The 11,359-nt window shown below is 60.5% G+C and carries 12 protein-coding genes and 1 other RNA gene; 10 read left to right on the forward strand and 3 right to left on the reverse strand.

Annotated elements, in window-relative coordinates:
• Positions 1 to 61: 61 nt before the first annotated feature.
• Entirely contained in the window at positions 62 to 1,342 is a 1,281-nt protein-coding gene (gene murA, locus VFU66_RS01010) for a UDP-N-acetylglucosamine 1-carboxyvinyltransferase (RefSeq protein ID WP_326444365.1), read from the forward strand.
• A 171-nt stretch (positions 1,343 to 1,513) separates the two neighbouring features.
• Here the strand turns inward: murA and VFU66_RS01015 are convergent, their stop codons facing one another.
• On the reverse strand, positions 1,514 to 2,005 hold the full coding sequence (locus tag VFU66_RS01015; RefSeq protein WP_326444366.1) for a GNAT family N-acetyltransferase: 492 nt from the start codon (positions 2,003 to 2,005) through the stop codon (positions 1,514 to 1,516).
• A gap of 72 nt (positions 2,006 to 2,077) precedes the next feature.
• Between VFU66_RS01015 and VFU66_RS01020 the strand changes: the two genes are divergently transcribed.
• Positions 2,078 to 3,145, forward strand: a complete 1,068-nt coding sequence (locus VFU66_RS01020; RefSeq protein ID WP_326444367.1) for a LacI family DNA-binding transcriptional regulator — start codon at positions 2,078 to 2,080, stop codon at positions 3,143 to 3,145.
• A gap of 302 nt (positions 3,146 to 3,447) precedes the next feature.
• On the opposite strand, the gene VFU66_RS01025 is transcribed toward VFU66_RS01020, so the two are convergent.
• Positions 3,448 to 3,732 carry a hypothetical protein gene (locus VFU66_RS01025; RefSeq protein WP_326444368.1) on the reverse strand — a complete coding sequence of 95 codons (285 nt, stop codon included), beginning with the start codon at positions 3,730 to 3,732 and terminating at the stop codon, positions 3,448 to 3,450.
• Between the two features lie 803 nt (positions 3,733 to 4,535).
• Here VFU66_RS01025 and glmU point away from each other — a divergent pair.
• The 8 genes from glmU to VFU66_RS01065 all read left to right on the forward strand — a co-directional run bounded on the left by glmU (position 4,536) and on the right by VFU66_RS01065 (position 11,154).
• Positions 4,536 to 5,954: a bifunctional UDP-N-acetylglucosamine diphosphorylase/glucosamine-1-phosphate N-acetyltransferase GlmU gene (gene glmU, locus VFU66_RS01030; RefSeq protein WP_326444369.1), complete on the forward strand. Its 1,419-nt coding sequence runs from the start codon at positions 4,536 to 4,538 to the stop codon at positions 5,952 to 5,954.
• A gap of 38 nt (positions 5,955 to 5,992) precedes the next feature.
• Positions 5,993 to 7,120: a response regulator gene (locus VFU66_RS01035; RefSeq protein WP_326444370.1), complete on the forward strand. Its 1,128-nt coding sequence runs from the start codon at positions 5,993 to 5,995 to the stop codon at positions 7,118 to 7,120.
• Between the two features lie 23 nt (positions 7,121 to 7,143).
• The gene (locus VFU66_RS01040) at positions 7,144 to 7,431 is read left to right on the forward strand and encodes a 4a-hydroxytetrahydrobiopterin dehydratase (RefSeq protein ID WP_326444371.1); all 288 of its coding nucleotides are present in this window, start codon (positions 7,144 to 7,146) and stop codon (positions 7,429 to 7,431) included.
• A gap of 410 nt (positions 7,432 to 7,841) precedes the next feature.
• Positions 7,842 to 8,444 carry a cation efflux transmembrane domain-containing protein gene (locus tag VFU66_RS01045; RefSeq protein WP_326444372.1) on the forward strand — a complete coding sequence of 201 codons (603 nt, stop codon included), beginning with the start codon at positions 7,842 to 7,844 and terminating at the stop codon, positions 8,442 to 8,444.
• 81 nt (positions 8,445 to 8,525) lie between these two features.
• The gene (locus VFU66_RS01050) at positions 8,526 to 8,963 is read left to right on the forward strand and encodes a CYCXC family (seleno)protein (RefSeq protein ID WP_326444373.1); all 438 of its coding nucleotides are present in this window, start codon (positions 8,526 to 8,528) and stop codon (positions 8,961 to 8,963) included.
• Positions 8,964 to 9,021: 58 nt separating this feature from the next.
• Positions 9,022 to 9,441 carry an EamA family transporter gene (locus VFU66_RS01055; RefSeq protein WP_326444374.1) on the forward strand — a complete coding sequence of 140 codons (420 nt, stop codon included), beginning with the start codon at positions 9,022 to 9,024 and terminating at the stop codon, positions 9,439 to 9,441.
• Positions 9,442 to 9,521: 80 nt separating this feature from the next.
• Positions 9,522 to 9,875, forward strand: a transfer-messenger RNA (tmRNA) gene (gene ssrA, locus VFU66_RS01060).
• A gap of 76 nt (positions 9,876 to 9,951) precedes the next feature.
• Positions 9,952 to 11,154 (forward strand): tyrosine-type recombinase/integrase, encoded by a 1,203-nt coding sequence (locus VFU66_RS01065; protein WP_326444375.1) that lies wholly within the window; start codon positions 9,952 to 9,954, stop codon positions 11,152 to 11,154.
• A gap of 7 nt (positions 11,155 to 11,161) precedes the next feature.
• Here VFU66_RS01065 and VFU66_RS01070 read toward each other — a convergent pair.
• Positions 11,162 to 11,359, reverse strand: a 198-nt coding sequence (locus tag VFU66_RS01070; protein WP_326444376.1) for a hypothetical protein, incomplete at its 5' end; no start/stop codon positions are given.

The following is an 11,359-nucleotide window of genomic DNA, read 5'->3' on the forward strand; positions in this document are numbered from 1 at the left end:
CCCACATCCACGAACCACGGCCGCTACTCATTTCCACGCCCGCACCTCGTAATATCGAGTCATGGATAAGTTTGTTGTACGCGGCGGCAATCCGCTTCTCGGCACCATCAAAGTCTCCGGAGCAAAAAACTCCGCCCTGCCCTGCATGGCCGCCGCCATCCTCACCGAAGACGAGGTCATCCTCGAAAACATCCCCCAGGTCCGCGACATCGAGACCGAGCGCAAGCTCCTCACCAGCATGGGCGCTGAAGTCGAACTCGGCTACGGCCGCGCCCAGCACCGCACCCATATCAAGTGTGCCGTGCTCTCCGACCCTGTCGCCAAATACGAGATCGTCAAAACCATGCGCGCCAGTTCGCTCGTCCTCGGCCCGCTCATCGCGCGCACCGGCATGGCCCGCGTCGCCATGCCCGGAGGCTGCGCCATCGGCGGACGCCCCATCGACCTGCACATCAAGGGTCTCGAAGCCATGGGCGCGACCATCACGCAGGAACACGGCTACCTCGAAGCCCGCGCCACACGCCTCAAAGCCGCACGCATCCTCTTCGACAAGATCACCGTCACCGGCACCGAAGACCTCCTCATGGCCGCCACGCTCGCCGAAGGCGAATCCATCTTCGAAAACTGCGCCCGCGAGCCCGAAGTCACCGACCTCGCCGCCTTGCTCAACGCGATGGGCGCAAAGATCGAAGGCGCGGGCACCAGCACCATCCGCGTTCAAGGAGTCAGCAAGCTCCACGGCGCGCGCCACCGCATCAACCCCGACCGCATCGAAGCCGGCACCTTCCTCATCGCCGGAGCCATCACCGGCGGCGACCTCAACGTCGACTCCTGCGAACCCCAGCACCTCGGCGCGCTCATCCACAAGCTCGAGCAGTGCGGCGTCCGCATCGACGTCGGCAAAGACCACATCCGCGTGCGCAGCGGCGGCGAACTCAAAGCAGCCGACATCTCCACCGAAGAGTACCCCGGCTTCCCCACCGACATGCAGGCGCAGTTCATGGCGCTCGCCACACAAGCCGAAGGCACCAGCATCGTCACCGAAAACATCTTCGAGAACCGCTTCATGCACGTGCAGGAACTGGCCCGCATGGGCGCAAACATCACCATCAACGGCCGCACCGCAACCGTCCGCGGCAAGACTCCGCTGCAATCAGCCGCAGTTATGTGCTCAGACCTCCGCGCCTCAGCCTCACTCGTCCTCGCCGCCCTGGTCGCCGACGGCGAAACCATCCTCGACCGCGTCTACCACCTCGACCGAGGCTACGAACACTTCGAGGAAAAACTACGCGGCGTCGGCGCACAGATCCGCCGCATGGGCGACGTCTTCGGCAAAAAGTAAGACGACATCCTTTGCATCTCCGCCCCGCAGCTCTTTTGTACTTCCATTCCGCCGCATTTATTTGTCATTCGCGAAGCGAATCTGCGTTTTCCCACCCTGCCACGAACCCCCGGGTGCCCATCCATCACGGCTTCATGCGATGGGTGGGAATCGATACTCCACCAGCCGTCCCTACCCAACCGCCAGCGCCTTCCGGTACACAAACGCATCCAGCCCATCCTGACCATAGAAGCGATGCTTCAACCCCATCCGCTCATACCCCAAACGTTCATAGAAGCGGATCGCGCCCTCATTCCCGGTAAAGACGTGCAGGTCCATCCACCGCGCGCCGGTCGCCTGCACCCGCCGCTCCATCTCTCCAATCAGCCGTGCGCCCAGCCCGCCGTGCCTGTACTCCGGCAGCACATCCAGTGTGACGATGTATCCCCGCAGCCCCGCCGGCGCGCGTTCCATGTGAACAATCGCAAACCCGGCCATCCAGTGGCCGCTCGTCTCCGCGACCACGGCCATCGCATTGCGCGCCTCGGCAAATGCGCTCATCGAGGCGCGGTCAAACCGAAAGTCCGCCGCAAAGCACACCTCATCGACGCGAATCATCGCCTCCAGGTCGCCCTCCCGATAGTCGCGCAGCGAAATCTCTTCAGCGCCCATCGCCAACCTCATTCCTGTTCCGTTATCCTCTGCGAAAGGTGTACAACAGTTGCACCACATTCGAGACGGCTTTCACGGAGAACCATGACTGCAAAAAAGAAGACCCTGCCCGACACCGGCAAACCGATCACCCTCAAGATCCTCGCCGAGTATCTCGACCTCTCCCCCGCGACCGTCTCCATCGTACTCAACAACTCGCCCGTGGCGAAGTCCATCTCGCAGGCCACGCGCCAGCGCGTCCTCGCCGCGGCCAAAAAGTTCGACTACCGCCCCAACCTGCACGCGCGCATGTTGCGCACCCGGCTCACTAATACCGTCGGCCTCATCGTCCCCGAGGTCAGCGAAGGCTACTTCACCAAGGTCATGCTCGGCGTCGAAGAGCACCTGCTGCAGGAAGGCTTCCTCTACTTCACCGTCAGCCACCTCGGCCGCCCCGACCTCATCGAGGAGTATCCCAAGCTGCTCACCAATCGCGCCGTCGATGGCTTCCTCACCATCAATACCGAGCTGCACCACAAAACATCCCTGCCCGTCGTCGGCGTCTCCTCGCACAGCAAAATTCCCGGCGTCACCAACGTCGTGCTCGACCACAACCGCGCCGCCAAAATCGCCCTGCGCCACCTCTACGAACTGGGCCACCGCCGCATCGCCTTTATGAAAGGCTCACGCTTCGTCTCCGACACCGAGGTCCGCTGGCAGGCCATCTGCTCCATCGCGCAGGAGATCGGCATCACCGTCCGCCCGGAGCTTTCCATCCATCTCGAAAAGAACTCCTGGTCCCCCGATCTCGGCTACCCGCCCGTGCGCGAGCTGCTCAACCGCACCCACGACTTCACCGCCATCTTCAGTTTCAACGACACCGCGGCCATCGGGGCCATCCGCGCCATTGAGGATGTCGGCCTCAGTTGCCCGCGCGACATCTCCGTCATCGGCTTCGACGACATCATCGTCGCCGAATACTACAACCCGCGCCTCACCACCGTCCGCCAACCGCTGCACCAGATGGGATCCACCGCCGCTCAACTGCTCGTCAAACGCATTCAGTCGCCACAGGATCCGTACCCCGAAGAGGTCTCGTTCGAGCCCGAGCTGGTCGTGCGCGAATCCACCGCAGGCGTCCACGATCTTTCCCCAAAACGCAAACCCCGTTAGCCCACGTCGTCTGCGCCAACAAAATTCCGAGGACCGTTTTGCTTAAGGGCACGGCTTCAGCCGTACCCTGGTGTCCCGAGTCTGAAGTTCACAACATAAATAACCTTGTCATCCTGAGCGGCGTTTGCCGGTTTCTTCTGCAAACGCAGTCGAAGGACCTGCGGTTCGCAGTCTCTGCTGATGGAAACAGCTTCGAACTCAGGACACCAGATGCTTTCCCTCTTGCTGGAGCTTTAGAGGGTGCTGAAAAAGTCCGTTTTGCTTAAGGGCACGGCTTCAGCCGTGCCGCAAGTACCGCAAAATCAGCGCGGCTTTAGCCGCTGAGGTACGCCTTTCTCTTCGCCAATGACTTTTTCAGCACCCTCTTTAGCCCCCGGCCGGTCCGCGCATACTGCCGGATAGACTTTTCCAGCGCCCTCTGAAAGCCCGTCAAATAATCCACACGCAACGGGCATCGAACAACGGAACCACTCCTGCCGAATTTCCACATAAACACTGCCTATTTCCACAAAAATATCGCCCTCCAACCCCATTGATTTTTCCCCGGACAGGAGTACTGTTTCTTCAGCGGAAGAGCGATCTTCCAAGTAGAAGAGAGCGGACGAAGGCCGTTGAAGGGGCCCGGCAACGGGACTCGCGAAGCACTCGGGCAACCGACTGCGGATAGACGACACAAGAAAGCTCTTACAGGCGAATGAAACGGTAGGGAAAGTTCGGGGAGCGCGGGCTCAGCTCGCAGGCTTCGGACGATTCTGAGGTAGCAATCGGTTGTGACCCGGCCACCGAACCAGGTCTTCGCAGATTCGGAAAGTAAGGGGCGACTCCTGCAAAGGACTCGCCCCTTAGCTTCACGCGGCGTACCCCCTCCCCCTCGTCATTCGTCCACCTCTCACCCCGTCACCCGGCAAGCACTTTTTCCCATGCCCCCAGACCACGTCATCTCGACCGAAGGCGGCGCTTTTTGCCGCCGCAGTGGAGAGACCCCTGTATTCGTCTTCTCCAAACCAGACCACCAACCTTCGGGTGCCCCACCTTCGGTGCGGTTTCATCGCGCCTAAGGTGGGGTCTCACTATGGAATGTTCCGGTACTCCCCCAGGCGCAACTTCACCGCGAAGGGTGGAAATCCACAAACCCCAACCCGCCAACCCACCTGTCAAGCCCGCCCTACACTCAATCCTCTCAAACCAAACACCTTACTCGTGGCGGTCGAGTTTCCTCCACCTGCTATCCTTAAATGAGGAAGACCAAAGCCCGGAGCAATCCGGACGTTTGGTTTGGCCCTCCAAGTGCGCAGATAGTCCGGACCTAAGTCCTTTGTTAGAAGGACTTTGAGTACTTTAATGGGGGGAGGGGGTACCCCCTCCATCCCGCATGAGAAGATAGCCATCAATGACTAACCAAGACTTCGCCATCGCCATCATGGCCGCCGGAAAGGGCACGCGGCTCAAGAGCAAGCGCCCCAAGGTCCTCCACGAAATCGGAGGCCGCGCCCTGCTCCTCCACGTCATCGCCGCCGCTCGCACCATCGTCCCGGCGGAGCAGATCTACTGCATCATCGGCCACGAAGCCGATCAGGTGAGAGCCTCCGTCACCCACACCGGCGTCTCCTTCGTCCTCCAGGCTGAACAACGCGGCACCGGCCACGCCCTCCAGGTGCTCAAGGCCGACTTCGAACTCTCCGGCAAAACGCCTCCCGAGAATCTTCTCGTCCTCTCCGGCGACGTGCCGCTCATCCGTCCCGAGACCATCGCCGCCGTCCGCGACGCCCACCTCCGCGAGCAGGCCGCCATGACCATCCTCACCGCCGTCCCCGACAACCCGCACGGCTACGGCCGCGTCCTCCGCCGCAAAGAAGACAGCCCCGAAGTCCTGTCCATCGTCGAACAAAAATCCCTCACACCCGAGCAGATCGGAGCACGCGAGATCAACTCCGGAATCTACTGCTTCAACACCCGCGCGCTCTTCTCCAAACTCGACGCCCTCACCACCAACAACGCCCACGGCGAGTTCTACCTCACCGACGTCGCCGCCATGCTCGTCGCCGAAGGCCGCCGCGTCATCGCCGTCAAAGCCGAGAGCGTCAACGAAGTCCTCGGAGCCAACACCATCGCCGAGATGATGCACCTCGACGCCGCCATGCGCCTCCAGAACGCACACCGCCTGATGTCCGAAGGTGTCACCATCTTCCGCCCCGAGACCTGCGTCATCGACTCCGAAGTCACCGTCGGCCCCGACACCATCATCGAACCCTACGTCCAACTGCTCGGCGCAACGCAGATCGGCTCCGACTGCCGCATCCGCTCCTACTCCGTCATCCAGAACTCGACGCTCGGCGACGCCGTCACCGTCCGCAACGGCTCCATCCTCGACTCAGCCCAGGTCGCGGACAAAGCCATCCTCGGCCCCTACTGCCACCTCCGCCCCGAAAGCAACATCGGCGAAGGCGCGCACATCGGCAACTTCGTCGAGACCAAGAAAGTCACCATCGGCAAAGGCTCCAAGGCCAACCACCTGAACTACCTCGGCGACGCCGTCATCGGTGCGGGAGTCAACGTCGGCGCCGGAGCCATCACCTGCAACTACGACGGCGTCCACAAGCACCAGACCACCATCGGCAACAACGTCTTCATCGGCTCCGACTCCGCGCTCGTCGCTCCCGTCACCATTGCCGACGGAGCCTACATCGCCGCCGGAAGCTGCATCACCGAAGACGTTCCCTCCGGTGCGCTCGCTCTCGGCCGCGCCCGCCAGACCACCAAACCCGGCTGGGTCGCTCGGAAAAAATCCCGCAACTCCACCCAGTCCTGAATTAACGCAACCGAGCGCCGCTGCCGATAACCTCTGCAATGCCGCCGGAACGAATCCTGATCGTCGATGATGAACAAACGGTGCGCGACCTCGTCGCCGCCCTGCTCGCAATCGCTGGCTACGAGACCACGCTCGTCCCCAGCGCCGAAGACGCCATCCTGCGTCTCCAGCAGGATCCCGACTACTCGCTCGTCCTCACCGACATCATGATGACCGGCAAAGACGGCCTCTCCCTGCTCGATCATCTCGGATGCGATCACCCCGCGATCCCCGTCGTCATGTGCTCCGCAGTCAACGACCTCCGTGTCGCCACCAACGCCTTCCGCCGTGGCGCGTTCGACTATCTCCTCAAACCCTTCGACCGCGACGAACTCGAAGACACCGTCGCCCGCGGCGTTGAGCACAGCCGCCTCCGCAAGCAGAACGCCACCTATCGCCAGAATCTCGAAGCCATCGTCAACACCCGCACCGGCCGCCTCCGCTCCACCATGCAGGACCTCGAACGCAGCTACGACGTCACGCTCGAAGCGATGGGCGACGCGCTCGACCTGCGCGACCAGGAGACCGAAGGCCACTCCAAGCGCGTCACCGCCTACACCATCGCACTCGCCCGCGCCATGGGTCTCGATGCCGACGAGCTGCGCACCATCGCGCGCGGCGCATTCCTCCACGACATCGGCAAGATCTCGACCCCCGACTCCATCCTGCTCAAGCCCGGACGCCTCGACCCCGACGAGACCGCCATCATGCGCCTGCACTGCGAGCGCGGCTACGAGATGGTCCGAAAAATTCCCTTCCTCTCCGACGCAGCCGAGATCGTCTACGCTCATCAGGAACGCTTCGACGGCACCGGCTACCCGCGCGGCCTCTCCGGCGAAAAAATTCCTCTCGGCGCGCGCATCTTCGCCATCGCCGACACGCTCGACGCCATGACCTCCGACCGTCCTTACCGCAAAGGCGCCTCCATCGAAGCCGCCACCGCCGAGATCGTCCGCTGCTCCGGCACACAATTCGACCCCGAAATCGTCAAAGTCTTCCTCAGTCTGTCGCCCGAATCCTGGGCCGAGCTGCGCAGCGAGATCGAACATCTCACCACCTCCGTCCTCGCCGCCTCGCTCCGCCGACCTCCGGCAGCACCAGTTGCACACACCGGTCAAAGTCAGTAGCATCTCGACGCGAGGTAAAGGCCATGCAAAAGACCCTCACCGCTCCGGAGATCGAAAAGCTCCTCAAACAACTCCCGGACTGGAAGCTCACCGACGGCAAGCTCACCCGTGAATGGACATTCGGCAACTTCGTCGAAGCCATCGCCTTCGTCAATAAGGTCGCACCACTTGCCGAAGCCGCCGGCCACCACCCCGACATCGACATCCGCTACAACCGCGTCCTGCTCAGCCTCGTCTCCCACGACGCCGGAGGAATCACCGAACGCGATGCCAGTATGGCCGTCCATATCAACGAAGAATTTGCCGACTGAAGCTCTATCCAAAAACTGGAAGCGGCCACTAAACCTCTGTTTTTCTGTAAAACATTGTAGTGACATCATTCTTACACCTCTTCCTTCCGTGGCCAAGAATTCATGTATCATACTGAAAATAAATTGATTACTATCACATGGACTGCTTCGACCTTCACATTCGGCACTCCGTCAGAAGATTAATTTTCTATGATTGAACATATTTTGCTTTTTTCTCCTCCATATTGTGGTATATTTCTTTTAACGGTGAAGCGTGAGTAGCCCGCCACTGTAAAGGTTCTCAGCCCAAGGGCTGACACAAGTTGCGTCACTGGCCTCCCGGCACGGACAATCAAACGTTCGTGCCGTCTTTTTTTGCTTGCTCAAGCCTGATTCAGAGTGCCTCGGCGCAAGTAGGGCTATAGTGGGCCATGAATCCCCCACCGACACCATCAGCATTGCGCCGCACCACCCTGCTGGTGGCCCTCCTGAATCTGAGCTACTTCGGTATCGAGTTTGCTGTCGCGCTCCTGATCGGCTCCGTATCGCTGTTCGCCGACAGCGTGGATTTCCTCGAAGATGCCTCGGTCAACTTCCTCATCCTCGCGGCCCTCAACTGGCCCGCACGCAGACGCGCAAATCTTGGCAGACTGCTGGCCGGGGTTTTGCTGATCCCCAGCATCGCTACACTCTGGATGGCATGGCATAAGTTCAATGTGCCTCTGGCTCCGGCGCCGACGCTGTTGACATTGACCGGAGCGGGCGCGCTCGCGGTCAATCTATCCTCCGCGCTGATGCTGGCGCGTTATCGCCGCCGCAGCAGTCTCATGCGGGCGGCCTTCTTGTCTGCCCGCAACGATGTCCTGGCAAATATCGCCATCATCGCCGCCGGGCTGACGACGGTCTTCTACCGTTCAGCGTGGCCCGATCTCATTGTGGGCCTGGGCATTGCTCTTCTGAATGCCGGCGCCGCCCGCGAGGTATGGCAGGCCGCAAGTAAGGAACATCGTTCCTCCATCGCGTCTCATGGCTAATAGACCAATGACTTACACCAAAACACGACACCTGGCGGTAGACGTAGCTTTTTGCCATCCCCGGATTTATGATGGAGGACTATGAAGAAGCTGCTTGGCTGTCTTGCGTTAGGCCTCATCACGATCGTAGCGTCCGCCCAGTGGACCGACCCCTCCGCCGACGTTCCCGCCTATAACGCGACCGCACCTCGCAAGGCCCTGCCGCCCATCCTGAGCGGCAACCAGCTTACCGGCATCTACTTCACGCATCACTACCAGGTGGTCGCCTACGAGATGGCGGCTAAGATTCCGGCCGTTCTGCACCAGCTCCCCTGCTACTGCCACTGCGACCGCGCGCTGGGACACAACAGCCTGCACAGTTGCTTTGAAGGCACCCATGGCGCAACCTGCTCCACCTGCATGGGCGAGGCCGTCTACGCCTACGAGCAGACGAAGAAGGGCAAGACTCCTGCCGAGATTCGCGCCGGCATCGAGCGCGGTGACTGGCAGAGTATCGATCTGCTGAAAGCAGAACTTTAACGAATATCTCGCGGAGCGTCTCCGCTCAGGTAGGCTCAGCAGCATGACCGGAATCACGATGACGTGGGTATTCTGGGCGCTGCTCTCAGCCGCCTTCGCCGCGGGTACGGCGCTGCTCGCCAAGGTCGGCGTAGAGGGCATCGACTCCAATCTCGCTACGGCCATTCGCACGACGGTAGTTCTGGTGGTCACGTGGGCCATTGCCATCGCGCTTGAAAAACACCACGCGCTCGCGCAGATTGGCCGGCGAAGCTGGATCTTTCTGACGCTCTCTGGCATCTGCACGGGCCTGTCGTGGCTGTGCTACTTTCGTGCGCTCAAACTGGGCCCCGTGTCGAGCGTCGCACCGATCGACAAGTTAAGCATCGTGCTCGTCGTCCTCGGCGCATGGCTGTTTTTGGACGAGCATATCTCGCCGCTCAAGATTGGCGGTGTCACGCTGATCGCTGCCGGGGCCATCCTGCTGGTCTTTGCATGAGACCGAAGTGCGACGAAAGCATCTATAATGGAGTTAGTTCTTTGCACCGCCCAACGCAATGTTGGTGCCAGCTCCAAAATGGGGGCGTCACGGCTTCGACGGGATTGCTTGTGGCAGAGAGGCATGCCGGGGTGTGGACACCCGTAATCGCTCACAAAACCATAAGTGCCGAACCTCAATTCGCACTCGCTGCTTAATTAACTAAGTAGCCGGTCGCTCGGGCTTCGCCTACGGGCCCGTACCGACCGTCGCACAGTAGGCTGGTCTTCCCTGCTCCGTCTGCGCGGTGGAAGACGAGATCGATCAGACTGGTCAGCGCCGCGTCTTCGTCCGTTCTTAGCGTCGCTGACGAGACACAATGAACCGGAAAAAGCATGAATGCTCTCTGTTGGAAGCTCTTTCGGACGCGGGTTCGACTCCCGCCGCCTCCACCATACTTAAGTAGTTTATTTTCATATAGATAAATAACAGTACCATTGCCATGTACGATAGGTGTACGATAGACCGGTCATGCTGACTCTCTATCGACGCCATTTGAAGGGCTGCTCCAAGGCCGCCGACCGTTTCTACAAACGCTGTACCTGTCCCATGTGGGTTGAAGGAACAGCGAACGGAACCTACGTTCGGCGCAGCCTGAAGACCGGAAGTTGGGAGCGCGCCGTCGATCTGTCGCGCGTGATCGAAGAGGCCGATGATCCCGCCGCGACCCCTGAGCGGAAGGATGAGCCTGTAACCATCATCAAGGCCGTCACCGAATATCTCGCCGACGCGCAGGCCCGCGAACTGAGCGAAGCCACGATCTACAAGCTGGACATTTTCTTCCGCAAACAATTTCTCGGATGGTGCAAGGCAGAGGGCTACAAGCTGCTGCGCGAACTCGACCTGCGTGCCGTTCAGTCCTTTCGGACATCGTGGAAGGATGGAGCGATGGCGAAGAAGAAGAAGCAGGAACGCCTCACGGGCTTCTTCTGGTTTTGTATTCGCGCAAACTGGATCACCAACAATCCGACGAACAATCTTGGCCGCATCTCGGTGACGCAGACTCCAACCGACTACTTCACGCGAGAGGAGTACGAGAAGCTCATCGATGCGACCTATCTCTACCGGGAGAATCGCGGCGAGACAATTGGTGGCGCACACAGCATCCGCATCCGCACACTGCTGATGCTGATGCGGTGGAGCGGCTTGCGCATCCGGGATGCCATTACGCTTGAACGCACTCGGCTGATTAACGACAATCTTTTGCTCTATCAAGCGAAGACGGGAACGCCTGTCTACGTTCCCCTTCCTCCGCAGGTTGCTGATGCTTTGCGAGGCGTGCCGGAAGGCGTGAAGCCGAACCCGCGCTACTTCTTCTGGAGTGGCAACGGTCTGCCGAAGAGCGCTGTTGCCGACTGGCAACGCAGCTTCCGCCGTCTATTCAAACTCGCCGGATTGGAGAAGCCGGACGGCTCTGCGAAGCGCTGCTTCCCTCACATGCTGCGAGACACGTTCGCAGTCGAGATGCTTCTTGCTGGAGTTCCAATCGATCAGGTTTCTATGCTGCTGGGTCACTCCAGCGTGAAGATCACGGAGAAGCATTATTCTCCGTGGGTCAAGGCGCGTCAGGACCAGTTGGCAGCCAGTGTTCGGAATGCGTGGTCCACGTTGGGAGCGGTTCCACCGAAAGGTTCGAAGCCGCCCAAAGCGAAGGTCCTGGCCTTTCAAGCCTGATGGGTTCTCACGCCGTTTCCCGTCGATGATGCACCCGGATCAAAACGCTTTGGGGGATCCGAAGATTTTGATATCCGCGTTTGCGGAGCGTTTCACCGTTTCCCCAACGCAGAACGCCGTCTTCTCCATCGAACAATCGCCGCACCGTTTTCTCGCTGACACCCCACAGTTCCGCAACCTCCGGTACTGAGTAGTGGCGCTCCAG

Origin of the sequence: Edaphobacter sp., from assembly GCF_035763405.1 — a bacterium.
Lineage (GTDB): Bacteria > Acidobacteriota > Terriglobia > Terriglobales > Acidobacteriaceae > Edaphobacter.